Below are 23,121 nucleotides of genomic sequence, written 5' to 3'. Positions count from 1 at the left end.
GCATCAGCCAGTTGTGGTGCGCAGGAACCGTGCCATTGTTCCTGCTGCCAGCGGGAAACGCTCTGGAATAGGTACTTGAGTACCAAGTGCGCGGAGTGCCAAGCAATCAGAGTCGGGCGTCTTTGTTACGCGGCGAAACGTCAGGGCGCCTCGTTAGGCCGCAATGGCCAGTGCTGCAGTTGCCGATAGTGGCTGCCATGGGCGCTTTGCTCGGAGGCGAACAGGCCAAAATGGCTGACTGGCCAATCGAAAGATGGGGTGGCATCGTCTGGCAATCGCGGGCAGCGACGTAGCAGGCTCAGATGGGCGCGGAAGGGGCGGTCATCCAGTCTGATGCCGGCCTCCTGCAACGCGTCGCGCAAACCCTGAGCCAAGCCCTTCAATGCCTCGGGTGGCCGGCTCGGCGCCAGATAGAGCAGGCCATTGTTGAACCGCCCGAGATGATCCAGGTGTAGATCGAACACGGGCACCTGCACGGATGCCGCAAGACTCAGCAGTGTGGGCAGCTGCGTGAGCGGCTGCTGCCCTAGAAATACCAGGGTGAGGTGCAGGTTAGCCGTCGCGACCGGGCGACCGGGCAAGTGCAGGTCGTCGCGCCAGGTGGTGATTGCCTCGGCCAGTCGAGGGGGGCAGCGCAAGGCAAAGAATAAGCGCAAGGAATCATCTTTCATGACTATCGACTCGGCAATGGACTGCCGTCTTGACAGTATCGCGCAGGCTTCTCTAGGATGCTGCCCCATGCGCCGATTTAAACAGCTACTTGCGGGGCGCCGAGCCATTTGTTCGATACAGGGCTCTGAGAAGACTTCCACGGAGGCTTCGAAATACCGCTAAAGCGCTGGTTCGGTGTCGCCTCTCACCGCTGCCCAGCGGGATTCCTGAGGCGGAGACACGATATGACTTGTCCCCAACCGCTGATTCGCCTGACCCCGATAACCTCCGGGCGAATTCATCGCAACCCGAAAATTCTTCTCGGCGGCAGCCATCAACCGACTCTGCTGCGCTATCTGGACGGCTGGCCCATGCTCCGGGGCGGCCAGCGTGCCTTTCTGATCCAGTTCGTGCGTGACGGCGAGTCGCTGGCACGCTTTGCCAGCGACAGTTTCGATTTCGCCGTGCTGCAAGCCCCTTGCACCGAATGTTTGCACGACAGCGTGCGAGATCTGATCCGGGTGGCCAAGCAGGGGCTGATTACTCGACGCTGAGTTCGACGGTTTCCGCTCAGAGGTACTCGATCGCCACCACATACCAGGCTTTCTCGCCGGTTGGGGTTTGTACGCGCACCTCGGCATCCAGGGCTTTGCCGACCAGGGCGCGGGCCAGTGGCGAGTCGATGCTGATCAGATTCTGTTTCAGGTCCAGCTCGTCGGGGCCGACGATACGGTAGCGTGACTCGCTGCCATCGTCGTCTTCGAGGGTGACCCAGGCGCCGAAATAGACCTTGTTCGCATCGGTCGGGCGCGCGCTGACCACCTTGAGACTCTCCAGACGCTTGGTCAGAAAACGCACGCGACTGTCGATCTCGCGCAGCATCTTCTTGCCATAGGTGTATTCGGCATTTTCCGAACGGTCGCCTTGCGCCGCCGCTTCGCTGACCGACTGCGTGACCTGTGGGCGGCGCACATGCCACAGCTCGTGCAGCTCGGCGCGCAGGCGCGCCTCGCCTTCGGGGGTGATCAGGGGGGTGCCGGCGGTACGGGGAGGGCGATAGCGGCTCATGGGACTGCTGAGTAACCGGGAAAGCGCGAGTCTAGCAAGATCAGCCCTCGCGCAGCACGGTCAACGGACTGCTATTCAAGGCGCGCCGAGTGCCCAGTATGCCGGCGCCGCAGATAAGCAGTGCTCCGATCAATGGCAACAGCAGCAGCCAGGGGTGTGGCTGCCAAGTCAGGTCGAAGGCAAAGCGGTAGAGCAGAAAGCTGATCAGCTCGCAGCCGATTGCGGCCAATACGCCGCTGGCAGCGCCGAGCAAGCCAAATTCAGCCTGCCTGGCCTTGATCAGCAACCTGCGCTCGGCGCCTAGCGCGCGGAGCAGGGCACCCTGTCGAATGCGCTCATCCAGGGTGGCCTGCAGCCCGGCGAACAACACGGCCAGGCCGGCGGCGAGAACGAACAGCAGCACGTATTCGATGGCCAGGGTGACTTGGGCGAGAATGCTGCGCAGCTGGGCCAACACGGCCTCGACTTGCAGCAAGGTGACCGTTGGAAAGGTGCGGGACAGCTCGACCAGTTGCCGTTCCTGCTGTTTAGGCAGGTAAAAGCTGGTGAGGTAGGTCACCGGCAGATCCTGCAGGGTGCCCGGCTCGAAGATCATGTAGAAGTTGGGTTGAAAATTGTTCCAGTCGACTTCGCGCAGGCTGGTGACCCGGGCATCGCGGTTGATCCCGCCGACACTGAAACTCAAGCGGTCGCCCAGCTTGAGTTGCAGGCTCGCGGCCAATCCGGACTCTACCGAGACTCCCGGCATTTCGCTGGCCTGAACACTGTTCCACCAACTGCCGGCGCTCAGTGGGTTGTCGCGCGGCAGTTCGGCGGCCCAGGTCAGGCTGAGGTCGCGTTGGACCGCGCGTTCGCCCTGGGAATCCTTGCTGACGATTTGTCGTACCGGCTCGCCGTTGATCATCACCAGGCGACCCGGCACCACCGGGTAGAGTGGCGCAGGCACCGGCGAAAGCTGCGCGAGGCGGTCGGCGAAAGCGTCTTTATCGGCCGGCAGTATGTTCAGGGCGAAATGATTGGGCGCTTGCTCTGGTAGTTGCGCTTGCCAGCTGTCGAGCAACTCGCCGCGTAGCAGGGCGATCATCGCCATGGCCAGCAGAATCAGGCCAAAGGCCAGGGATTGCCCGGCTGCCGCCAGCGGATGACGCAACAGTTGGCCCAGCCCCAGGCGCCAAGGCAGCGCTGCGCGTGCCAGCAGGCGACGCAAGCCCTGAAGGCTGAACAGCAGCAATGCGCCCAGCAACACAGCAGCCAGAAGGCCACCGCCGAGCAGGGTGATGGTCAGCTGTAGGTCTAGGCTCAGGCGCCACATGATCAGCCCCAGCGCCAGCAGCGCCGTGCCATACACCAGCCATGAGCTAGGCGGCACCGGCAGCAAATCCCGCCGTAGTACGCGCAGCGGCGGCACGCGGCCAAGGGCGGCCAGTGGCGGCAGGGCGAATCCCGCGAGGGCGACCAGGCCGGTGGCGATACCGGCCAGCGCTGGGGTCAAGCTGCCAGGCGGCAGTTCGGCGGGCAGCAAACCCTGTAACAAGTAGAACAACAGGCTTTGCCCGAACCAGCCCAGCAGGGCGCCTGCCAGGCTGGCACTCAGGCCCAGCAACGCCAGTTGCAGGCTGAACAGACTCAGCGCCTGCCGGCGCGACAGACCCAGGCAACGCAACAGGGCGCTGGCATCGAAGCGCTTGGCGGCGAAGCGCGCGGCGCAGAGCGCGACGGCGACACCGGCGAGGAGCACGGCCGCGAGACTGGCGAGGTTCAAGTAGCGTTCGGCGCGGCCCAGGGCGTTGCCGACTTGCCGGTTGCCGTCATGGGCATCCTCGAGGCGCTGATGGGCTTCGAGGCCTGGGCTGACATCCTCTCGATAAGCCGCCAGCGCTTCGGGTGTACCGCGCCAGAGTTCGCGGTACTTGACGCGGCTACCGGGCTGCACCACGCCAGTTGCGGGCAAGTCTTCCAGGCGCATCAGCACTCGCGGGGTAAAGCTGTAGAAGTCCCCAGCACGATCCGGCTCGTAGGTCAGCACGCGGGTCAGCCGCAAGTTCTTTGCACCCACCTCAATGCTGTCGCCCACCTTGAGGTTAAGTGCGGCAAACACCCGCGCCTCGGCCCAGACCTCACCGGGTTGCGGGCCTGGTCCCGGTTGCTCGGCTGCATAAGGCGCCGCGGCACTTTTCAGTTGCCCGCGCAATGGGTAGGCACTGTCGGTCGCTTTGACACTGGCCAATTGGATGCCAGCATCGCTGGCGATCACACTGGAAAATTCGACGGTCTGGGCGTGCTCCAGGCCCAGGCGTTGACCGCTGCCGATCTGCTGTTCGGCGGCGGGCGAGCTGCCACTGAGCAGCAGGTCGGCGGCGAGAAACTCGGAAGCCCGCATCAGCATGCCGTCGCTCAAACGCGCACTGAAGTAACCGATCGAGGTACTGGCCGCGACGGCGATCAGCAGCGCAAAGAACAGCACCCGCAGCTCGCCGGCACGGGCCTCGCGCCACAGTTGCCGGGTCGCCAGCGAGAGCAGGCGAGTGAAGGGCAGGTGGCTCATCAGGGCTCGACCCGGTCGACCAGGCGGCCGCCTTCGAGGCGGATCAGGCGTTGGCAACGATGTGCCAGGCGCTCGTCATGGCTGACCAGCACCAGCGTCGCCCCGCGCTCCTGGTTCAGTTCGAACAACAGGTCGCTGATGCGCTCGCCGGTGTGGCTGTCGAGGTTGCCGGTGGGCTCGTCGGCAAACAGCACATCCGGTTCGGCGGCGAAGGCGCGGGCGATGGCCACGCGCTGCTGTTCGCCACCCGATAGTTGACGCGGGTAATGGGTCAGGCGCTGGCCGAGTCCGACCCGCTCCAGCAGGGTGCGAGCGCGTTCGCGGGCATCGGCATGACCTTCTAGCTCCAGCGGTAACATGACGTTTTCCAAGGCATTGAGGCTGTCGAGCAATTGGAAGGACTGAAAGACGAAGCCCACATGCTCGGCGCGCACCCGGGCACGCTGGTCCTCATCCAGTGTGCACAGGTCGTGCCCGGCCAGTGTAACGTTGCCATCACTCGGCAAGTCGAGGCCGGCGAGCAGGCCGAGCAGGGTGGATTTGCCGGAGCCCGAACTGCCGACGATGGCCAGACTGCCGCCAGGGTTCAGGTCTAGCGAGAGGTCATGCAGTATTGTCAACTCGCCTTCCGCGCTGGGAACCACTTTGCTAAGGTTCCGCGCAGTGAGAATGCTTGATTTCATGGAGAGTCCAATGCGTGCAGGGTTAATCAGCGTCGCCCTCGGCCTGCTGCTATGGGCGCAGGGCGCACTGGCGGGTACCGTGCTGGTAGTCGGCGATAGTATCAGCGCGGCTTTTGGCCTGGATAGCCGCCAGGGTTGGGTCGCTTTGCTGGAAAAACGCCTGGCTGAGCAGGATTTCGAGCACCGCGTGGTGAACGCCTCAATCAGTGGCGATACCAGCGCAGGCGGCGCCGCACGGCTGCCTGGGCTACTTGCCGAGTACCGTCCAGACCTGGTGATTCTCGAGTTGGGCGGTAATGACGGGCTACGTGGACAGCCACCTGTGCAATTGCAACATAATCTTGCCGCGATGATCGACGAGTCGCGTGCCAGCGGTGCTCAGGTGTTGCTATTAGGTATGCGCCTGCCTCCGAATTACGGCGTGCGCTATACAACGGCATTTGCTCAGGTGTTCGCGACCCTGGCCGAAGAAAAACAAGTGCCGCTGGTTCCATTCTTTCTCGAAGGGGTCGGTGGCGTCCCCAGGTTGATGCAGCGTGACGGCATTCACCCCGCCCTGGAGGCTCAGCCGATTCTCCTGGATAACCTTTGGCCGGTGCTACAACCGTTGCTCTGAGGCTTTTCCACGTGCAGTCTTTCGGCTAATGTGGCGCCCCCCCGCCCAGGAGCCCTCGATGCCGCGTCCCGTTTGGTCTTTATATGCCTATCAACTGATCGAACCGGACGAGCAGTTGGATCTGTTTGCCTGCCGTGAGGTGCGCCTGCATTTGGTTGCGCGTCAGCTTGAGCTGGGAGATTGTGCCGATCGGACAATCTGTGGTGGTTTATTGCCTGCAAGACCGCGCTGGCGGGAGCTGAGCAAACCAATGTTGCGTGATAAGCGCTTGTGCTCCAGTTGCCGCACAGCCTTCGACGCCCAACGTCGCGGCGAGCGGCCATTTTGGCCAGGTTGTTGATGCCTCCCGCAGTATCGAACTCGGGTGTACAATTGCATTCTTATTGATTAGCCATTCTCGCCAAGGATTTCCGGATGTTGTCGCGTGTTCCTGCCGTCGCTCGCTGCCTGTCCCTCACCACGCTTGTTTCCATGGGCACCGCCGTTGCCATGGAGCTACCTTTGCCGCCTCCCGGTGAAGACATCGTTGGCCAGGTTCAGGTAATCAAAGCCAAATACGAAGACACCTTTGCCGACCTTGGCGCAGCCAATGATCTGGGTTACCTCGAAATGGTCGCGGCTAATCCGGGGGTCGACCCTTGGTTGCCTGGCGAGGGTACGGAGATCATCCTGCCGACGCGCTTTATCCTGCCGCCAGGGCCGCGTGAAGGGGTGGTGATCAACCTCGCCGAATACCGTCTGTACTACTTCCCGAAAGGGCAAAATGTCGTACACACCTATCCTCTGGGAATTGGTCGCGAGGGTTGGAGTTCGCCAGTTGCCAATGCACAGATTACCGCGAAAACCCCGAATCCTGGCTGGACTCCTCCGCAGTCAATTCGCGATGAGCATGCGGCCGATGGTGATCCATTGCCGGCCTATGTGCCACCTGGGCCGGATAACCCACTGGGGCCTTACAAGCTGACGCTGTCGGTACCGGGATACCTGATCCATGGCTCCAACAAGAAGTTCGGCATCGGCATGCGCGTTAGCCATGGCTGTTTCCGCATGCTTAACAATAATGTCTTGCAACTGGCTGGTATGACGTCTGTGGGCACCTCGGTAAGGATCATGAACGAGCCTTACAAGTTTGGTCTGAGCAATAACAAGGTCTACCTAGAGGCTCATCAACCGCTTGATGACACGGGCGAATCATCGATTGTCGATAAGCACACCGCAGTGATCAATGCCCTGCTTAAACGTGAGGATCTGGGCAATCAAGGTCTGGATTGGGACATGGTGCGCGAAGTGGTCGCCGCCGAAGATGGTTTGCCAGTGGCAATTGCCGAGTCGAATGCAGCACTGGCCAGTCGTGAGGCCGACAGTTTCTGATTTCGCAACAGCCTAGTAAAACCCGCTGCGCGTCAACGCCAGCGGGTTTTTTATTGCTGGTTTATTGCGGAGCAATCATCCAGGCAATAAAAAAGCCGCCCCCTTATGAGGGGCGGCTTTAGTTAGCCTTGAGGGGCTATTACTTGCGGCTGGCTTTTTCCAGCATACGCATAGCACGCTCATTGGCTTCGTCAGCAGTTTGCTGAGCCTTCTGAGCAGCAGCCATAGCTTCATCAGCCTTGCGGTAGGCTTCATCGGCACGGGCTTGAGCGCGAGCAGCAGCGTCTTCGGTAGCAGTCAGACGTGCTTCAGTTTCTTTGGACATGCTGCTGCAACCGGTAGCCAGAACTGCGGCCAAAGCCAGAGCAGAGAATTTCAGAACGTTGTTCATCGTGTTCCCCTAAAAGGTGTAATTTTCCATTAAAGCAGTTCCCAAACGATAGGAAATCAGCCGGCGTACATACTACCCATAAGTTTTAGTAAGTAAACGCAGACGATGCAAGCGCAGCATGTTTTTTTCACTATACGGCAGCGCGTACCAGCTAATAACGATGGGTTGTATAAAAAACATACAGTTTAACTGCTCTGGCGTCTCGGTACTGTCGGTCGCGATGTCCGTTCAATGACAATAACAACGGATCACGTCCGCGCCGCAAAGGCACAATCTGTATCGACCGAATACCGAATTTACTTCTGCTGTGCTTGGCAAGCATGCTCGCCAACACATAGATTTCTGGCCTCTGTCAGAAGCGAAGCTGCAAACCGAGGGGGTGAAATGCGTATTGCCGTGTTGACGTTCGAGGGTTTCAACGAACTGGACTCTTTTGTTGCTACAGGCTTGCTCAACCGTATGCGCAGCCAGGGTTGGCAGGCGCAAATAACCTGCCCGAGCGAGTACGTCACTTCAATGAATGGGGTGCGGGTACAGGCCCAGCAACTATTGGAGTTCGCCAATGAAGCCGATGTAGTGCTGTTCGGCAGTGGAATGCAAACCCGCGCGATTGCCGAGGACCGTGGCATTCTTGAGCGTTTGCAGCTCGATCCGCAGCGTCAATTGATTGGTTCTCAGTGTTCGGGCACCTTGCTGATGGCCAAGCTTGGGTTGTTGGGCGAGCTGCCAGCTTGCACCGACTTGACGACCAAGCCTTGGGTCATCGAGGCCGGCACCCGCGTGCTAGACCAGCCGTTCTATGCCAAGGGTAACCTGGCAACTGCCGGCGGATGCCTGTCGGCTCCCTATCTGGCGGCTTGGGTGATCGCCAAGTTGGCGGGCGAGGGTGCCTGTGCCGAGGTGCTGCATTACGTGGCGCCAGTGGGTGAGAAACAGGCATTCATCGAAAGAGCGATGGCCGTGGTCCGCCCCTACCTGTGAGGAAAGTGCGAGCTATGAACCAATGGATGATGGTGTTAGCCCGGGTTTGTGCCGGGCGTTAGCCCTGAACTCTAATACCCACACCCACGTCTTAGAACTGACCCAGTGTCGCCATCATCCCGAGCAGGCCGATAGCCAAACCAACGCATGAGACGTAAACCGACTCACGCGACTCCTGGTTGCTTGGCTGTCGCGGGTATCTACCCAGGCTTATCAACTTAACTACTGGCCAACCCAGCCAATAGAGCAGCGTGCCGAACACGACATCCAGCAAGACATAGCCGATGCAGCGCACGGTGAGTTCGAGGATGGCATCCATTGTGCGGTGGCTGTACTCAGGGTAGGCGCGCGTGGAAATCCTCGACTTTAATATGTAGCTGTCGAGCTGGGGTCAGGTGCTGGGGTTAAACCAGAATTCAATTTCGTCAGTTTCTTCGTTAAATTCGGCGGCATGCTCGACCCCGGCTGGCACGTGATACCAGTCGCCAACGCGGTAGATGGTGGTGGCACCGTCAATGCTCAGGATCAACGCACCGCGGGTAATAACCCCGTAATTGTCGGTTTCATGAGTGTGAGGGGGAATGGAGGTGCCGGCGGGGTACGAGGCAAACAGAACATCGCTGTCTTTGGCTGCAAGTTTGTACGCGTCAAAGCGACCATCGTACAAAGGCAGCGATCTGATTTTTTCAGGGTACTGTCCGGGCACTGTGTTGCTCCTTTTTTGTGGCATTGTTTGGTTCTTGCGGCAAATCGAACTGAACCAGCGATCAAGGCTTGTTAGCCGTGTTGCTCAAGGCCGCATGCTCGGCCAATTCAGCCTGGATAAAAGCGCTGATCATCGCTCGATATACCTGTTCGGTTACGTTGGGGTTGGCACCTAGCTCACGGGACAGCGCGGTAACTTTAGCGATGACCTGTTCGACCCGCTGGGGTGCCTGGACATCATCAGTCGTTTTTTTGAAGCGTGCGGCCGCAGCAACATAGGTGCCTCGCTCTGAAAGCAGCGTTACTAGCTGGCGGTCGATGCGGTCAATATTCGCGCGCACTTGCTCGAGTGAACTGCAGTCAACTTCCATATTGCGTCTGGCTCCTTAATAAGTCGCCTCAACGGGTGGCCAGTTGAGGGCAAAAGTCTCATTACGCCGTGTTCTACTACCTGTGGGCTGGCCAATTGTCAGGCCAGTTCCCCGTGTGCAGCGCTGCGCTCTTCGGGGGCGGGAAAGGGCTTGGCAAAGGTAAAGGCCTCGGCGCAAGAACCTTGCGTGGTCAATGTTGCCAGTGCGCGCTTCGCCTCTTCAATCGTTGGTAGATGACCCGCCGCTATCCACCATAAAGCCAGTGTCGGTGCGCTGGCTTGCTCGAACCAGTGCTTCTTGTCCTTCAAGACGCTCAGGTGATTGCCTGTATAAACGTAGTTTTTCAGCGATTCAAACGAATCCCATACGGAGACATTGACGATGATCAGTTCGTCATCGAACACCTTAAGCGCCGTGGCATCGCCTTCTTCTGTTTGCAAGCGCCAGACAAACCCATGGCTGGCTTCTGCCAGTCGATTTATATGATCGAGCTGATCGACAAAGCCTTGCATGATTGGTGAGTCGAGCGGGGCTTTGGCTCTGGCGATGTTGACTTGAGCCAAGTGATGGTTACGGGACATCTGCTCATCCTTGAAAGGGTGTGTTCGAGGCTCAAGTTCGCCAAAAGCAATATAGAGGGCCGGGCGATTCAGCTTTCGGCAGGCTTGTAAGTTCGGCTCAGCCAAGCTCAAAGGTGGTTACACCGAACAGCCGATCCAAGGGTAATGTTGGCGGTTGTCCTCGGTACATGCGGGCTGTTTCAAACGAGACGATCATGTTGTGGCGCTGAGCCATCTCTATTGCAGCTGAGTTTACTTGCGGCGTATCCAGGAAAACTGGTGCGCCGACTGACGCCTTTGCCTTTAGGGCTAAAAATAACTGTTCAGCCAGTTCGGGAGTGTCGGCGAACAGCGGACTTATTTTGTAGCCAGAGCGGCATTTGCGCAGGACGCCATAGCCGGCCAGCTGTCGATCTCGCAGGATGCCAAGTGCGGTACTTTCAGGCTGCTTAATCCAGCGCTGGAGAAACTCCCTGCGTGGTTCAGGGAACAGCGCCCGGTCGTAAGCGCATACCTCGTCGAAGGGCAGAGAGGCTAACGGCACGACCTCTGAATCAGCCTGGCAGTAACCGCCTCCAATGCCCTGGTAGCGGACATTGGCATGCGCCCAGACAAATCCGGATTTCATGTAATTGTTCTGTTGGGCGACGACACCATCTAGACCGATAGTGCGACCGGCGAGGTACTCAAGACCGGCAGTCCATATCTGCATGCCGTAGCCCTTGCCGCGATACTCCGGTTTGACGATGTAGAAACCCAGGAAGCCAAAGGCCTCGCCATACTTCACCACTGAAATGACCGAGACCGGCTCATCTCCCACTAGTCCGATCAGAAAGCCACCGGGATCGGCTGCATAAAAGCAATCGGCGTCATACAGTCCAGGATTCCAGCCCTCGATCGCTGCCCAGTCGATGGCGATGTCCAGTTCTTGCCGGGTCATTGTTCGGATTAGGTAGTCAGGCGTCTGCACGATTCATTTCCGATGGCTATGGCTGATTGGCAGCTAAAACAACCAGCAAAGATATTTCAGTCGAAATCTGAAGTTCGACGCTATGCGATCTTTCTTGTGTTGTCTATCTGGACTAAAGGTAAGCAGGCTTGCCCGGGGAGCGGCTCGTTCTGCCTCCTGGAAAGGTCCTGACTTGTTTTCAGCTCCGCAGTTCTGGCAAGTCCCGATACAACTCCAGCGCCTGTGGGTTGGCCAGCGCATCGGTGTTCTTAACCGCTTTGCCGTGCACTACACTGCGCACTGCCAATTCGACGACTTTGCCGCTGATGGTCCGCGGAATATCGGCCACGGCGATGATCTTCGCTGGTACATGGCGTGGCGTGGTGTTGGCGCGAATCACTTGGCGGATGCGGCTTTGCAGTTCGTCGGTGAGCGGCACACCGTCGCGCAGGCGGACGAACAGCACCACGCGTACATCGCCGCACCAGTCCTGGCCGATGGCGATCGACTCCAGCACCTCGTCGACCTTCTCCACCTGGCGGTAGATCTCCGCCGTGCCGATGCGTACCCCGCCGGGATTGAGCACCGCGTCGGAGCGGCCGTGGATCACCAGGCCACCGTGCTCGGTTTCCTCGGCGTAGTCGCCATGGGCCCAGACGCCGGGGAAGGTGTCGAAGTAGGCGGCCTGGAATTTCTCGCTGTTCGGGTCGTTCCAGAAACCTATCGGCATCGAGGGGAAGTGACTGGCGCAGACCAGTTCGCCTTTCTCACCCTTGATCGGTTTGCCGGCCTCGTCCCACACCTGCACGTCCATGCCCAGACCCTTGCACTGCAACTCGCCGCGCCACACCGGCAGCACGGGATTGCCCAGGGCGAAGCAGGAGACGATGTCGGTGCCGCCGGAAATCGACGACAGACACAGGTCGGCTTTGATCTCACGGTAGACGTACTCGAAGCTTTCGTGGGACAGCGGCGAGCCGGTGGAGAGAATGCCTTTGAGGCGCTGCAATGCATGCGTACGGCCCGGTTTGGCGCCGGCTTTTTCCAGTGCTGCGAGGTACTTGGCGCTGCTGCCGAAGATACTGATGTTCTCCGCGTCGATCAGGTCAATCAAACGCTCGCCGCCAGGGTGGAAGGGGGAGCCGTCGAACAGCACCACGGTAGCGCCCAGTGCCAGACCAGAGACCAGCCAGTTCCACATCATCCAGCCGCAGGTGGAGTAGTAGAACAGGCAGTCGTCGGCACTCAGGTCTGTGTGCAGGCCGAGCTCCTTGAGGTGTTGCAGCAGCACGCCGCCGGTGCCGTGGACGATGCACTTGGGTACGCCGGTGGTGCCGCTGGAATAAAGGATGTACAGCGGATGGTCGAAGGGCACCGGGGTGAACACTGGGTCGCCGCCGGCCTGGTAGAAATCCTGCCAGAGCGCGACCTGGGCGCCGGTGATGAAGTCGTCGACCTTGGCTTCTGCTCGGGAGTAGGGCACGACAATCAGCTGTTGCAGCGACGGAAGGCGTTCGAGGATTTCGTTGAGTTTGCCGGTCAGGTCGAGATTCTTGCCCGCGTAGCGGTAGCCGGCGCAGGCGATCAGCACCTTGGGCTCAATCTGGCCGAAGCGGTCGATCACCCCTTGAGTGCCGAAGTCCGGTGAGCAGGACGACCAGGTGGCGCCTAGGCTGGTAGCCGCGAGCATGCCAACCAGGGTTTGCCAGGTGTTGGGCATAAAAGCCACGACCCGGTCACCCAAGCCAACCCCGGCGCTTTTCAGGCTACGCTGCAGGCCGGCGACCTGGGCAGTCAGTTCGGCATAGCTCAGCTGTTCACGGCTACCGTCTTCGCCGATGGCGACCAGCGCAGGGTGAGCGTCACGGCGACGCAGCAGGTGTTCTGCGAAGTTCAGCGTGGCGCCAGGAAACCAGTGAGCACTGGGCATGGCCGGGCCTTCTTGCAGCACGGACCTGGGCTGATCGCTGAAACGGACCTCGAAGAACTCGACGATGGCCTGCCAGAACGCCTCACGCTGCGCCACGCTCCAGGCATGCAGCGCCGGGTAGTCGGGAAGCTGCAGACTGTGACGGCGATTGACGAAGTGGCGGAAGGCGTCCATCCGGGTGGCGGACACGCGTTCCTCTGAGGGGCTCCAAAGTGGTGAGGTCATCTGTCCTCCCATCGCTGCTGAATGATCGGCATCGCACCTTGTGCGCGACTGGAAGCGCATGCTTTACATAATGGCACGCAGTCGCGGGTGTTGCCCGGCTGGCGCCGTCAGCTGCTGCGGGGTGGTGCGCCAGTCTGTGCAAGATCCAGACTGTTCCAGTCTCCGACGTGCAGCAGTACATCGCTCAGGGCTTGGGCCGCGGTTGACAACTCGTGTTCGGCGAGGCGCAGCAGGCCGACCCGGCGCTCAACCCGCGGCGTGTGCAGCGCGACGCAACGGGCGCCGAGTTCCTCCATCTGCTGGATGCACAGACTCGGCACGGCACTGACCCCAAGGCCCTGCGCAACCATGCGGCCGACGGTCACCAGTTGATGGCTCTCGAAGGCCACCGGCAGTCGGCCGTGTTCAGCGGCGACGCTGTCCTCCAGCAGCAGACGGACCGCCGAAGGACGTTGCAGGGTGATAAAGCTTTCCTGTAGCAGTTGTGCCCAGCTCAGCTCGCAGCGTTCGGCCAGTGGCGAGTCGGCGGGTACAACCGCGACGAAGCGGTCGGTATAGAAGGGGGTGAAATCCAGCCCCCCAAGTGAGTCCGGTTCGAAGGCGATACCCAGTTCCACGCGGCGGTTGCGCACCATCTCCAGCACCTGTTCGTTGATCACGTCATGCACCGCCACATTGACCCGTGGGTGACGGCTGCGAAATGCCTTGAGCGCCACCGGCAACAGGTTGCCGGCGAAGGAGGGCATGGCCGCGATGGAAATCTTGCCCAGCTGCAGGGTGAAGTGCTGGCGCAGCAGTTCCTCGGTGTTGTCCCAGTCGGCCAGTAAGCGCCGGGCGATGGGCAGCAGCAGTTCACCTTCCGGGGTGAGACCGACGCTACGGGTGGTGCGCACCAGCAGCGGGCCGCCGAGGGATGTTTCGAGGTTCTTGATTGCCAGACTTAACGCCGGCTGCGACAGGTGCAGGCGTTCGCAGGCCTGGACGAAGCTCAGGCTCTGCGCCACGGCGAGGAAGGCACGCAGTTGTTTGACGGTCATTTATTTGTTTTCACGATTAATTGCTTATAAAAACAAACTTAACAAATCAGTCGCCAGCGGTGAAGCTCTCAAGCGCTTTAGAACCTGTTTCGGAGCTCGCGATCTAGAGCCCGACAAGGCGAAATTGAGCGAGGGCGCGGAGTTTACGAACTGTAAATCAGCAGTTTGAGCTCGATTTCAACGCTGTATGGCCGACGCGCAGCAGATCTGAGGCAGGTTCTCACGGCAGCACGGCTGCCATACCAACAACTACAAGAGGCGCAGCAGCATGAGTGGACTCGACAAGCGTGTAGGCAGTTACGAGGAGGCCCTGGCCGGGCTGACCGACAACATGACCATTCTGGCCGGCGGCTTCGGCCTGTGTGGGATTCCGGAAAATCTGATCGCCGAGATCCGCCGCCTTGGTGTTCGCGGACTGACCGTGGTCTCGAACAACTGTGGGGTCGATGGTTTCGGCCTGGGCGTGCTGCTGGAGGACCGGCAGATCCGCAAGATGATTGCCTCCTACGTGGGCGAGAATGCGCTGTTCGAGCAGCAGTTGCTCAACGGCGAGCTGGAAGTCGAGCTGACCCCGCAAGGCAGCCTGGCCGAGAAAATCCGCGCCGGTGGCGCTGGCATCCCGGCGTTTTTCACCGCCACCGGTTACGGCACCCCGGTCGCCGAGGGCAAGGAAGCACGCGAATTCAATGGCCGCCATTACATCCTTGAACCGGCCATCACCGGCGACTTCGCCATCGTCAAAGGCTGGAAGGCCGACCACTTCGGCAACGTGATCTATCGCCACACCGCGCAGAACTTCAACCCGCTGGTAGCCACCGCGGGACGCATTACCGTGGTTGAGGTGGAGGAAATCGTCGAACCGGGCGAGCTCGATCCGACCCAGATCCACACCCCGGGTATCTACGTCGACCGCATCATCCAGGGGCGCTTCGAGAAGCGCATCGAAAAGCGCACCCTGCGCGCCTGACCACGACGACAAGAAGAATAGGAGGACGCACTCATGGCACTTACTCGTGAACAGATGGCTCAGCGCGTGGCGCGCGAGTTGCAGGATGGTTATTACGTCAACCTGGGCATCGGCATCCCGACCCTGGTGGCCAATTACGTACCCGAAGGCATCGACGTGATGCTGCAGTCGGAAAATGGCCTGCTCGGTATGGGCGCCTTCCCCAGTGAAGCGGAAGTGGACGCCGACATGATCAACGCCGGCAAGCAGACGGTCACCGCCCGCAAGGGCGCCGCGATCTTCTCCTCGGCCGAGTCCTTCGCGATGATCCGTGGCGGTCACGTCGACCTTACCGTGCTCGGTGCATTCGAGGTGGACGCCAGCGGCAACATCGCCTCCTGGATGATCCCCGGCAAGCTGATCAAGGGTATGGGTGGCGCCATGGACCTGGTGGCCGGTGCCGACAACATCATCGTCACCATGACTCACGCCTCCAAGGATGGCGAGTCCAAGTTGCTCAAGCACTGTAGCCTGCCGCTGACCGGCTGCGGTTGTATCCGCAAGGTGCTGACCGACCTGGCCTACCTGGAGATCGAAAATGGTACGTTCATTCTGCGCGAGCGCGCGCCTGGGGTGAGCGTCGAGGAAATCGTGGCCAAGACCGCAGGCCCGTTGATCGTGCCGAACGATGTCATCGAAATGACCTTCTGAGTACCTCCCCGCTGCGCAGGCTGCCACCACGCATGGCTTCCTGCGCAGCGTTTTTTCCACGTTGTAGGATGGGGCTGGCGGCGTTCCGCGAGCGAAGTGACACCCATCGTCATCCGTCCCCGGTTTGTTGGTATCGCTTCGCTCAACGCCAACCTAGGGCCCAGGCGCTACCTCGCTAGGAGTATCAAACATGCAAGAAGTCGTTATCGTCGCCGCCACCCGCACCGCCATCGGCAGCTTCCAGGGCGCGCTGGCGGGCATTCCTGCCACCGAACTGGGCGCTGCGGTGATCCGCCAGCTGCTTGCGCAAACCGATCTGAATGGAGCCGAGGTCGACGAAGTGATCCTCGGCCACGTACTGACCGCTGGCGCAGGGCAGAACACCGCACGTCAGGCTGCGATCAAGGCCGGCCTGCCCCATGCTGTGCCAGCCCTGACCCTCAACAAGGTCTGCGGCTCGGGTCTGAAAGCCCTGCATCTGGGCGCCCAGGCGATCCGCTGCGGCGATGCCGAGGTGATCATCGCCGGCGGCATGGAGAACATGAGCCTGGCTCCCTATGTCATGCCCAAGGCTCGCACCGGTTTGCGCATGGGCCATTCCCAACTGATCGACAGCATGATCACTGATGGACTGTGGGACGCCTTCAACGACTACCACATGGGCATCACCGCCGAGAACCTGGTGGACAAGTACGCCATCACCCGTGAGGCGCAAGACGCCTTCGCCGCGGCCTCGCAACAGAAAGCCTGCGCCGCCATCGAAGCCGGGCGTTTCGTCGAAGAGATCACCCCGCTCCTGATTGCCCAGCGCAAGGGCGAGCCCCTGGCCTTCGCCACCGACGAGCAGCCGCGCGCCGGCACCAGCGCCGAATCCCTGGGCAAACTCAAGCCGGCGTTCAAGAAAGACGGCAGCGTCACCGCCGGCAACGCTTCCAGCCTCAACGACGGCGCCGCCGCGGTGCTGCTGATGAGCGCGAGCAAGGCTCAGGCGCTCGGCCTGCCGGTACTGGCGCGCATCGCCGGTTACGCCAATGCCGGCGTCGACCCGGCGATCATGGGCATCGGCCCTGTGTCCGCAACTCGCCGCTGCCTGGAGAAGGCCGAGTGGAGTCTGGAGCAGCTGGACCTGATCGAAGCCAATGAAGCCTTTGCCGCCCAGGCCCTGGCGGTCGGCCAGGAACTGGGTTGGGATGCCAGCAAGGTCAACGTCAACGGCGGTGCCATCGCCCTCGGCCACCCGATCGGCGCCTCCGGCTGCCGGGTACTGGTGACCCTGCTGCACGAGATGATCAAGCGTGATGCCAAGAAAGGCCTGGCCACCCTGTGCATCGGTGGCGGTCAGGGCGTGGCCATGGCGATCGAACGAGCATAAGGACGTAGCCCGGATGAAATCCGGGAAATTGCCTATCCCGGATTTCATCCGGGCTACCGCCGAACGCCGGCCCTTCAACAACAGAAGGAGCCGGCGTTTTTAGTGGCGGGCGGGGGAGTCGGTCATCAGCCTTGCCTGTGTTCTGCAGGAGAGGCGGGGTGGCGAGGAAAAAGAGCCGCAGTGCAGGCTGACCACTGCTAGGCGGGTGCTTGACTGATGTCAGGCGGATGCCTGAGCCAGGCGGGCGCGGGCGACTCGCGAGCCATTCTGCTTGCCGAGCACCGTGCAGATGCGCTGACCGGCGGCGATCAACTGCTCCATGTCGATGCCGGTTTCGATTCCCAAGCCATTGAGCAAATACAGCACGTCCTCGGTCGCGATATTACCGGTTGCGCCCTTGGCATAGGGACACCCGCCTAGGCCGGCGACCGAGCTGTCGAATACGGCGATACCTTCCAGCAGGCTGGCATAGACATTCGCCAGGGCCTGACCGTAAGTGTCGTGAAAGTGTCCGGCCAGCTTGTCACGTGGGATGTCGCGGCCGACCACTTCGATCAATCTACGCGTAGCGCCGGCGGTGCCGGTGCCGATGGTGTCGCCGAGGGATACCTCGTAACAGCCCATGGCGAACAGCTCCCGGGCCACACTGGCGACTTGTTCAGGCGCAACAGCGCCTTCATAGGGGCAGCCGAGCACGCAGGAGACGTAGCCGCGCACGCGGATGTCGTGCAGCTTGGCGGCGTCCATCAGCGGCACGAAACGCTGCAGGCTCTCGTCGATCGAACAGTTGATATTCTTCTGCGAGAAGGCTTCGCTTGCGGCGGCGAATACCGCGACTTCCCTGACCCCGGCCTGCAGTGCGGCTTCGAAACCTTTCAGGTTGGGGGTCAGCCCGGCGTAGGTGACGCCAGGGCGTTGCTTGATCTGTGCGAACACCAGTTCGCTGCCGGCCATCTGCGGCACCCATTTGGGCGAGACGAAGCTGCCGACTTCGATATAGGAGAGGCCGGCGGCGGACAGGTCATCGACCAGGCGTACCTTGTCGGCCACGCTGATCGGTTGTTGCTCGTTTTGCAGGCCGTCGCGCGGGCCGACTTCGACCAGACGCACCTGTTTGGGGAGGTTCATATGCACTTCTCTGTAGGGGTGGCCCGAATGCAATCCGGGAGCAAACATACCTGGTCAATCCCGGATTGCATCCGGGCGACGTGAGGACTGCTGTAGCGATAGACGGTAGGATGGATTGGGCCCCGCGACACCCATCGCGCGGTTGATCGGTGTCGCTTCGCTCAACCCATCCTACGCAGTCAACTCAGCATTCGACAGCGCCGAGCCGTCAGGCTTCGTCCAGCTCCACCAGCACGCTGCCTTCGCCGACCATCTCGCCTTCGCTGCAATACAGCGCCTTGACGGTGCCGGCATGCGGGGCGCGGATGCTGTGTTCCATCTTCATCGCCTCCAGCACCACCAGGGCGGTGCCGGCTTCGACCTGTTGGCCGGCCTCGACCAGCACGCGCACTATACTGCCGTTCATCGGTGCGGTCAGACCACCGTGCTGCTGATGGCTAGCCTCGACGGCGGCGATCGGGTCGACGCGGCTGACCGCGTGCAGCTCGCCATCCCACTCGAAGTACAGGGTAGTGCCTTGGCGAATAGCAATGTGGCGACGCAGTACCTCTGTAGGAGCCAGCTTGCTGGCGATCAAGCTCACAGTCACACCATCGCCAGCAGGCTGGCTCCTACACAACAGCGTTTCGCCTTGCAGGCGGGCGTCGCCATTGAGTTTCACCGTCTGCTCGCTGCCATTGCACAGCAGGCTGATCGAGCGCTCGTTGGGCAGGCCGGCGCGCCAGCCACTGCTGGTTGCCCAGGGTGAATGGGGGTCTTCGTGTGTATGCCGGGCCGGTTCACTCTGCACGAACGCCTCGCCAGCCAGTTGCCAGAATTGGTCGGGCAGGGGGCTAGCTTCGGGCAGCAGTTGCGCCTGATAGCGCGGGATAAAGCCGGTATCCAGCTCGGCCTCGGCGAAGGCCGGGTGGGCCAGCACACGACGCAGAAACGCCAGGTTGGTCTTCACCCCGCCGACGCAGGTCTCGTCGAGCATGGCCAGCAGGCGCAGGCGTGCCTCTTCGCGATTGTCGCCCCAGGCGATCAGCTTGCCGAGCATCGGGTCGTAGAAGGGCGACACCTCGTCGCCTTCGGCCACGCCCGTGTCCACCCGGCGGCCTGGGCCAGCGCTGGCCTCGCGGTACAAGGCCAGGGTGCCGGTGGACGGCAGGAAGTCGTTGTCCGGGTCCTCGGCATACAAACGTACCTCGATGGCATGGCCGATCAGCGGCACCTGCTGCTGAGTGATCGGCAGTTCCTCGCCACGGGCGACGCGGATCTGCCATGCGACCAGATCCAGGCCGGTGATGGCCTCGGTGACCGGGTGCTCGACCTGCAGGCGGGTGTTCATCTCCATGAAGAAGAAGTCGCCGCGTTCATCCAGCAGAAATTCCACGGTGCCGGCGCCGACATAGCCGATGGCTTGCGCGGCCTTGACCGCCGCCTCACCCATGGCGCGGCGCAGCTCGGGGGTGAGGCCCGGTGCCGGCGCTTCCTCGACCACCTTCTGGTGGCGGCGCTGGATCGAGCAGTCGCGCTCGTTCAGGTACAGGCAGTGGCCGTGCTGGTCGGCGAACACCTGGATCTCCACGTGGCGCGGCTTGAGTACGTATTTCTCCACCAGCATGCGCGAGTCGCCGAACGACGACTTTGCCTCGCGCTGGGCGCTGGCCAGGGCTTCGGCCAGTTCGCTCTCGCGCTCGACCACCTTCATGCCCTTGCCGCCGCCACCGGCGGTGGCCTTGAGCAATACCGGGTAGCCGATGACTTCAGACGCGGCGCGGAAAGTCTCCAGATCCTGCGCCTCGCCGTGGTAGCCGGGCACCAGCGGCACGCCGGCGGCGTCCATCAGTGCTTTGGCCGCGGATTTGCTGCCCATGGCGTCGATGGCGCTGGCGGGCGGGCCGAGAAAGATCAGCCCGGCGGATTCAATGGCGCGGGCAAAACCGGCGTTCTCCGAGAGAAAGCCGTAGCCGGGATGGATGGCCTGGGCGCCGCTGGCCCGGGCCGCTTCGATCAGCGCGTCGATGCGCAGGTAACTGTCCGCTGGCTTGGCGCCGCCCAGGTCGATGGCGATATCGGCCTCGCGCACATGGCGGGCGTTACGGTCGATGGCGCTGTGTACCGCCACGGTCTTGATGCCCATGGCCTTGGCGCTGTGCATCACCCGGCAGGCGATTTCACCGCGGTTTGCCACCAGCAGAGTATCGATGTGCTTGCTCATGCTTATTGCTCCTGCCGGAGGGATTGGCGTTTAGCGAGCCAGCTGCCGCGCTGAACGGTATGGAGCACTAGATCGCAAGGAATAGTCATTGTTGCTCCTGCCAGCTGGGTTTGCGTTTGTCGAGGAAAGCGCGCAGGCCTTCCTGGCCCTCCGGGCTGACGCGGATACGGGCGATGGCGTTCTCGGTGTAACGGCGCAAGGCTGGGGTGAGCACGCCACTGCCAACTTCTCTGAGCAGGTTTTTGCTGGCCTGCATGGCCTGCGGGCTATTGAGCAGCAGGTTGTCGGTCCAGGCAGCGGTCGCCTGGTCGAGTTCCTCGGCCGGGTAGCATTCGGCCAGCAGGCCTAATTGTTGGGCACGCTCGCCGCTGAAACGCTCGGCAGTCAAGGCATAACGCCGCGCCGCGCGTTCGCCGATGGCCTGCACGACGAATGGGCTGATCACCGCCGGGGCCAGACCGATGCGCACCTCGGACAGGCACAGTTGCGCATCGCTGGCGCCGATGGCCATGTCGCAGCAGGCGATCAGGCCCAGCGCGCCGCCGAAGGCCGCACCCTGCACCACAGCCAGGCTGGGAATCTTCAGCTGATACAGGTTGTGCATCAACTCGGCCAGTTCGCGCGAGTCGGCCAGGTTGGCGTTGTAATCCAGCGCGGCGGACTGCTGCATCCAGGCCAAATCGGCGCCAGCCGAGAAATGCTTGCCGCGCCCACGCAGCAGGAGGAAGCGCAGATCCTTGTCGGCCTGTACCTGATCCAGGGCGAGGATCAGCTCACGGATCATCTCGGCGTTGAAGGCGTTGTTCTTGTCCGGGCGGTTTAGCCAGAGGGTGGCGACGCCGCGCGGGTCTTTATCGAGTTGGATGGTCTGGAAAGTGCTCATCGAGATACCTGAAATGTTATCGAGCCTGGGGCCGCTCTTTTGTAGGAGCCAGCTTGCTGGCGATCAGCTGCAGGGAAAGCATCGCCAGCAAGCTGGCTCCTACAGGCTGTATCTGCATCAACGAAGGCCTTACATGCGGAACACACCAAAGCTGGTCGGCTCGATCGGTGCGTTGAGGCTGGCGGACAACGCCAGGCCGAGCACGTCGCGGGTCTGCGCCGGGTCGATGACGCCGTCGTCCCACAGCCGGGCGCTGGAGTAGTAGGGGTGGCCCTGACGCTCGTACTGTTCGAGGATCGGCTGCTTGAGCTTGGCTTCTTCCTCGGCGGAGAAGTCGTGGCCGGCGCGTGCCGCCTGCTCGTGCTTGACCTGCACCAGGACGCCGGCGGCCTGCTCGGCGCCCATCACGCCGATCCGCGCGTTCGGCCACATCCATAGAAAACGCGGGTCGTAGGCGCGGCCGCACATGCCGTAGTTGCCAGCGCCGAAGCTGCCGCCAATGATCACAGTGAACTTCGGCACCTTGGCGCAGGCCACTGCGTTGACCAGTTTGGCGCCGTGCTTGGCAATACCGCCTGCTTCGTACTTCTGTCCGACCATGAAACCAGTGATGTTCTGCAGAAACAGCAGGGGGATGCCGCGCTGGCAGGCTAGTTCGATGAAATGCGCGCCTTTCTGCGCGGATTCGGCGAACAAGATCCCGTTATTGGCAAGGATCGCAACCGGGTAGCCCTGGATATGGGCGAAGCCGCAAACCAGGGTGGCACCGAACAGCGCCTTGAACTCATCGAACACCGAGCCGTCGACGATGCGGGCGATCACCTCGCGCACATCGAAGGGCTGCTTGGCATCGGCCGGAATCACTCCGTACAGCTCCTCGCTGTCATACAGCGGGGCGATCGGCTCGCGGTTGTTGAGCACGCCGAGCTTGCGCCAGTTGAGGTTGGCGATGCTGCGGCGGGCCAGGGCCAGGGCGTGATCGTCGTTCTCAGCGTAGTGGTCGGCCACCCCTGAGGTCTTGCAGTGCACGTCGGCGCCGCCAAGGTCCTCGGCACTGACCACCTCACCGGTGGCGGCCTTCACCAGCGGCGGGCCGGCGAGGAAGATGGTCGCCTGCTGGCGCACCATGATCGCCTCGTCGGCCATGGCCGGCACATAGGCCCCACCGGCGGTGCAGGAACCCATGACCACGGCGATCTGCGGGATGCCCATGGCGCTCATGTTGGCCTGATTGAAGAAGATCCGTCCGAAGTGTTCGCGGTCCGGAAACACCTCGTCCTGGCGCGGCAGGTTGGCGCCGCCGGAATCGACCAGGTAGATGCACGGCAGACGGTTCTGCTGGGCGATGGCCTGGGCGCGCAGGTGCTTCTTCACGGTCAGTGGGTAGTAGCTACCGCCTTTCACCGTGGCGTCGTTGGCCACGATCATGCACTCGACGCCTTCGACCCGACCGATGCCGGCGACCACCCCGGCAGCCGGCACTTCTTCGCCATACACCTCATGGGCGGCCAACTGGCCGATCTCGAGGAACGGCGAGCCGAGGTCGAGCAGGCGGTTGATCCGCTCGCGTGGTAGCAACTTACCGCGTGAAGTATGCCGGTGCTGGGCCTTCTCGCCACCGCCTTCGCGGACGCGGGCGAGGAGGGCGCGCAGGTGATTGACCTGGCTGAGCATGGCCGCGCTGCTAGCGGCGAACTCCGGCGAACGGGTGTTTATCTGGGTATGCAGGATGGCCATCTGGCTCGCTCCGTCTCGTAGCCCGGATGCAATCCGGGGGTGACCTCTATGTCCCGGA

General features: G+C 61.7%; 24 protein-coding genes. 8 read left to right on the top strand and 16 right to left on the bottom strand.

Features of this window, described 5'->3' with window-relative positions; genetic code table 11:
• Positions 1–140: 140 nt before the first annotated feature.
• Positions 141–671 (bottom strand): RNA 2',3'-cyclic phosphodiesterase, encoded by a 531-nt coding sequence (gene thpR / locus TMS3_RS15515; RefSeq protein ID WP_025166200.1) that lies wholly within the window; start codon positions 669–671, stop codon positions 141–143.
• A gap of 225 nt (positions 672–896) precedes the next feature.
• Here thpR and TMS3_RS15510 point away from each other — a divergent pair, with 225 nt between their 5' ends.
• Positions 897–1,205 carry a hypothetical protein gene (locus TMS3_RS15510; RefSeq protein WP_025166199.1) on the top strand — a complete coding sequence of 103 codons (309 nt, stop codon included), beginning with the start codon at positions 897–899 and terminating at the stop codon, positions 1,203–1,205.
• A gap of 16 nt (positions 1,206–1,221) precedes the next feature.
• Here TMS3_RS15510 and greB read toward each other — a convergent pair whose 3' ends face one another.
• Genes greB through TMS3_RS15495 form a run of 3 tightly spaced genes read right to left on the bottom strand, consistent with a single transcriptional unit; the run spans position 1,222 to position 4,947 of the window.
• Complete coding sequence (gene greB / locus TMS3_RS15505) at positions 1,222–1,719, bottom strand: transcription elongation factor GreB (RefSeq protein ID WP_025166198.1); 498 nt, start codon at positions 1,717–1,719, stop codon at positions 1,222–1,224.
• Positions 1,720–1,759: 40 nt separating this feature from the next.
• Positions 1,760–4,264 carry an ABC transporter permease gene (locus TMS3_RS15500; RefSeq protein ID WP_025166197.1) on the bottom strand — a complete coding sequence of 835 codons (2,505 nt, stop codon included), beginning with the start codon at positions 4,262–4,264 and terminating at the stop codon, positions 1,760–1,762.
• The gene (locus TMS3_RS15495) at positions 4,264–4,947 is read right to left on the bottom strand and encodes an ABC transporter ATP-binding protein (protein ID WP_025166196.1); all 684 of its coding nucleotides are present in this window, start codon (positions 4,945–4,947) and stop codon (positions 4,264–4,266) included. The genes TMS3_RS15500 and TMS3_RS15495 overlap by 1 nt, the downstream gene beginning before the upstream one ends.
• Positions 4,948–4,957: 10 nt before the next feature.
• Between TMS3_RS15495 and TMS3_RS15490 the strand changes: the two genes are divergently transcribed.
• From TMS3_RS15490 to TMS3_RS15480, 3 genes are all read left to right on the top strand, one after another.
• Entirely contained in the window at positions 4,958–5,563 is a 606-nt protein-coding gene (locus TMS3_RS15490) for an arylesterase (RefSeq protein ID WP_025166195.1), read from the top strand.
• Between the two features lie 58 nt (positions 5,564–5,621).
• Positions 5,622–5,903 (top strand): hypothetical protein, encoded by a 282-nt coding sequence (locus tag TMS3_RS15485; protein ID WP_025166194.1) that lies wholly within the window; start codon positions 5,622–5,624, stop codon positions 5,901–5,903.
• Between the two features lie 74 nt (positions 5,904–5,977).
• Positions 5,978–6,934 carry a L,D-transpeptidase family protein gene (locus TMS3_RS15480; protein WP_025166193.1) on the top strand — a complete coding sequence of 319 codons (957 nt, stop codon included), beginning with the start codon at positions 5,978–5,980 and terminating at the stop codon, positions 6,932–6,934.
• 139 nt (positions 6,935–7,073) lie between these two features.
• Here the strand turns inward: TMS3_RS15480 and oprI are convergent, their stop codons facing one another.
• Positions 7,074–7,325 carry an outer membrane lipoprotei OprI gene (gene oprI, locus TMS3_RS15475; protein ID WP_025166192.1) on the bottom strand — a complete coding sequence of 84 codons (252 nt, stop codon included), beginning with the start codon at positions 7,323–7,325 and terminating at the stop codon, positions 7,074–7,076.
• Positions 7,326–7,709: 384 nt separating this feature from the next.
• On the opposite strand from oprI, the gene TMS3_RS15470 reads away from it, so the two are divergent.
• Positions 7,710–8,306, top strand: a complete 597-nt coding sequence (locus tag TMS3_RS15470) for a DJ-1/PfpI family protein (RefSeq protein ID WP_025166191.1) — start codon at positions 7,710–7,712, stop codon at positions 8,304–8,306.
• Between the two features lie 91 nt (positions 8,307–8,397).
• On the opposite strand, the gene TMS3_RS15465 is transcribed toward TMS3_RS15470, so the two are convergent.
• From TMS3_RS15465 to TMS3_RS15435, 7 genes are all read right to left on the bottom strand, one after another.
• The gene (locus tag TMS3_RS15465) at positions 8,398–8,625 is read right to left on the bottom strand and encodes a hypothetical protein (protein ID WP_029866403.1); all 228 of its coding nucleotides are present in this window, start codon (positions 8,623–8,625) and stop codon (positions 8,398–8,400) included.
• A 72-nt stretch (positions 8,626–8,697) separates the two neighbouring features.
• Positions 8,698–9,012, bottom strand: coding sequence for a cupin domain-containing protein (locus tag TMS3_RS15460; RefSeq protein WP_025166190.1), 315 nt, complete (start codon positions 9,010–9,012; stop codon positions 8,698–8,700).
• A gap of 61 nt (positions 9,013–9,073) precedes the next feature.
• Entirely contained in the window at positions 9,074–9,382 is a 309-nt protein-coding gene (locus TMS3_RS15455) for a chorismate mutase (RefSeq protein WP_025166189.1), read from the bottom strand.
• A 98-nt stretch (positions 9,383–9,480) separates the two neighbouring features.
• Positions 9,481–9,963, bottom strand: a complete 483-nt coding sequence (locus TMS3_RS15450) for a DUF3291 domain-containing protein (RefSeq protein ID WP_025166188.1) — start codon at positions 9,961–9,963, stop codon at positions 9,481–9,483.
• Positions 9,964–10,060: 97 nt separating this feature from the next.
• The gene (locus TMS3_RS15445) at positions 10,061–10,912 is read right to left on the bottom strand and encodes a GNAT family N-acetyltransferase (protein ID WP_025166187.1); all 852 of its coding nucleotides are present in this window, start codon (positions 10,910–10,912) and stop codon (positions 10,061–10,063) included.
• A 178-nt stretch (positions 10,913–11,090) separates the two neighbouring features.
• Positions 11,091–13,046, bottom strand: coding sequence for an acetoacetate--CoA ligase (locus TMS3_RS15440; protein ID WP_025166186.1), 1,956 nt, complete (start codon positions 13,044–13,046; stop codon positions 11,091–11,093).
• Between the two features lie 107 nt (positions 13,047–13,153).
• Entirely contained in the window at positions 13,154–14,083 is a 930-nt protein-coding gene (locus tag TMS3_RS15435; RefSeq protein ID WP_025166185.1) for a LysR family transcriptional regulator, read from the bottom strand.
• Positions 14,084–14,351: 268 nt separating this feature from the next.
• Here TMS3_RS15435 and TMS3_RS15430 point away from each other — a divergent pair, with 268 nt between their 5' ends.
• The 3 genes from TMS3_RS15430 to TMS3_RS15420 all read left to right on the top strand — a co-directional run bounded on the left by TMS3_RS15430 (position 14,352) and on the right by TMS3_RS15420 (position 17,112).
• Positions 14,352–15,050 (top strand): CoA transferase subunit A, encoded by a 699-nt coding sequence (locus TMS3_RS15430; protein WP_025166184.1) that lies wholly within the window; start codon positions 14,352–14,354, stop codon positions 15,048–15,050.
• Between the two features lie 33 nt (positions 15,051–15,083).
• On the top strand, positions 15,084–15,740 hold the full coding sequence (locus tag TMS3_RS15425) for a CoA transferase subunit B (RefSeq protein ID WP_025166183.1): 657 nt from the start codon (positions 15,084–15,086) through the stop codon (positions 15,738–15,740).
• A gap of 190 nt (positions 15,741–15,930) precedes the next feature.
• The gene (locus TMS3_RS15420) at positions 15,931–17,112 is read left to right on the top strand and encodes an acetyl-CoA C-acetyltransferase (protein WP_025166182.1); all 1,182 of its coding nucleotides are present in this window, start codon (positions 15,931–15,933) and stop codon (positions 17,110–17,112) included.
• Positions 17,113–17,331: 219 nt separating this feature from the next.
• Here TMS3_RS15420 and TMS3_RS15415 read toward each other — a convergent pair whose 3' ends face one another.
• The 4 genes from TMS3_RS15415 to TMS3_RS15400 form a co-directional block, all read right to left on the bottom strand.
• A complete protein-coding gene (locus TMS3_RS15415; protein WP_025166181.1) occupies positions 17,332–18,240 on the bottom strand; it encodes a hydroxymethylglutaryl-CoA lyase in 909 nt (302 codons plus the stop codon).
• A 208-nt stretch (positions 18,241–18,448) separates the two neighbouring features.
• The gene (locus TMS3_RS15410; protein ID WP_029866400.1) at positions 18,449–20,443 is read right to left on the bottom strand and encodes an acetyl/propionyl/methylcrotonyl-CoA carboxylase subunit alpha; all 1,995 of its coding nucleotides are present in this window, start codon (positions 20,441–20,443) and stop codon (positions 18,449–18,451) included.
• Between the two features lie 85 nt (positions 20,444–20,528).
• Positions 20,529–21,326 carry a gamma-carboxygeranoyl-CoA hydratase gene (locus TMS3_RS15405; protein WP_025166179.1) on the bottom strand — a complete coding sequence of 266 codons (798 nt, stop codon included), beginning with the start codon at positions 21,324–21,326 and terminating at the stop codon, positions 20,529–20,531.
• A gap of 129 nt (positions 21,327–21,455) precedes the next feature.
• Complete coding sequence (locus TMS3_RS15400) at positions 21,456–23,063, bottom strand: carboxyl transferase domain-containing protein (protein WP_025166178.1); 1,608 nt, start codon at positions 23,061–23,063, stop codon at positions 21,456–21,458.
• Between the last annotated feature and the right edge of the window lie 58 nt (positions 23,064–23,121).

Origin of the sequence: Pseudomonas taeanensis MS-3, assembly GCF_000498575.2 — a bacterium.
In the GTDB taxonomy this organism is placed as follows: Bacteria; Pseudomonadota; Gammaproteobacteria; order Pseudomonadales; family Pseudomonadaceae; genus Aquipseudomonas; species Aquipseudomonas taeanensis.
Note: the sequence above shows the minus strand (reverse complement) of the source record. Positions and strands in the feature narration are given on the sequence as shown.

Excerpts from the sequence above, each read along its gene's own strand:
- thpR (WP_025166200.1), bottom strand. The coding sequence starts at position 671 with ATGAAAGATGATTCCTTGCGCTTATTCTTTGCCTTGCGCTGCCCCCCT.
- TMS3_RS15510 (WP_025166199.1), top strand. The coding sequence starts at position 897 with ATGACTTGTCCCCAACCGCTGATTCGCCTGACCCCGATAACCTCCGGG.
- greB (WP_025166198.1), bottom strand. The coding sequence starts at position 1,719 with ATGAGCCGCTATCGCCCTCCCCGTACCGCCGGCACCCCCCTGATCACC.
- TMS3_RS15500 (WP_025166197.1), bottom strand. The coding sequence starts at position 4,264 with ATGAGCCACCTGCCCTTCACTCGCCTGCTCTCGCTGGCGACCCGGCAA.
- TMS3_RS15495 (WP_025166196.1), bottom strand. The coding sequence starts at position 4,947 with ATGAAATCAAGCATTCTCACTGCGCGGAACCTTAGCAAAGTGGTTCCC.
- TMS3_RS15490 (WP_025166195.1), top strand. The coding sequence starts at position 4,958 with ATGCGTGCAGGGTTAATCAGCGTCGCCCTCGGCCTGCTGCTATGGGCG.
- TMS3_RS15485 (WP_025166194.1), top strand. The coding sequence starts at position 5,622 with ATGCCGCGTCCCGTTTGGTCTTTATATGCCTATCAACTGATCGAACCG.
- TMS3_RS15480 (WP_025166193.1), top strand. The coding sequence starts at position 5,978 with ATGTTGTCGCGTGTTCCTGCCGTCGCTCGCTGCCTGTCCCTCACCACG.
- oprI (WP_025166192.1), bottom strand. The coding sequence starts at position 7,325 with ATGAACAACGTTCTGAAATTCTCTGCTCTGGCTTTGGCCGCAGTTCTG.
- TMS3_RS15470 (WP_025166191.1), top strand. The coding sequence starts at position 7,710 with ATGCGTATTGCCGTGTTGACGTTCGAGGGTTTCAACGAACTGGACTCT.
- TMS3_RS15465 (WP_029866403.1), bottom strand. The coding sequence starts at position 8,625 with ATGGATGCCATCCTCGAACTCACCGTGCGCTGCATCGGCTATGTCTTG.
- TMS3_RS15455 (WP_025166189.1), bottom strand. The coding sequence starts at position 9,382 with ATGGAAGTTGACTGCAGTTCACTCGAGCAAGTGCGCGCGAATATTGAC.
- TMS3_RS15450 (WP_025166188.1), bottom strand. The coding sequence starts at position 9,963 with ATGTCCCGTAACCATCACTTGGCTCAAGTCAACATCGCCAGAGCCAAA.
- TMS3_RS15440 (WP_025166186.1), bottom strand. The coding sequence starts at position 13,046 with ATGACCTCACCACTTTGGAGCCCCTCAGAGGAACGCGTGTCCGCCACC.
- TMS3_RS15435 (WP_025166185.1), bottom strand. The coding sequence starts at position 14,083 with ATGACCGTCAAACAACTGCGTGCCTTCCTCGCCGTGGCGCAGAGCCTG.
- TMS3_RS15430 (WP_025166184.1), top strand. The coding sequence starts at position 14,352 with ATGAGTGGACTCGACAAGCGTGTAGGCAGTTACGAGGAGGCCCTGGCC.
- TMS3_RS15425 (WP_025166183.1), top strand. The coding sequence starts at position 15,084 with ATGGCACTTACTCGTGAACAGATGGCTCAGCGCGTGGCGCGCGAGTTG.
- TMS3_RS15420 (WP_025166182.1), top strand. The coding sequence starts at position 15,931 with ATGCAAGAAGTCGTTATCGTCGCCGCCACCCGCACCGCCATCGGCAGC.
- TMS3_RS15415 (WP_025166181.1), bottom strand. The coding sequence starts at position 18,240 with ATGAACCTCCCCAAACAGGTGCGTCTGGTCGAAGTCGGCCCGCGCGAC.
- TMS3_RS15410 (WP_029866400.1), bottom strand. The coding sequence starts at position 20,443 with ATGAGCAAGCACATCGATACTCTGCTGGTGGCAAACCGCGGTGAAATC.
- TMS3_RS15405 (WP_025166179.1), bottom strand. The coding sequence starts at position 21,326 with ATGAGCACTTTCCAGACCATCCAACTCGATAAAGACCCGCGCGGCGTC.
- TMS3_RS15400 (WP_025166178.1), bottom strand. The coding sequence starts at position 23,063 with ATGGCCATCCTGCATACCCAGATAAACACCCGTTCGCCGGAGTTCGCC.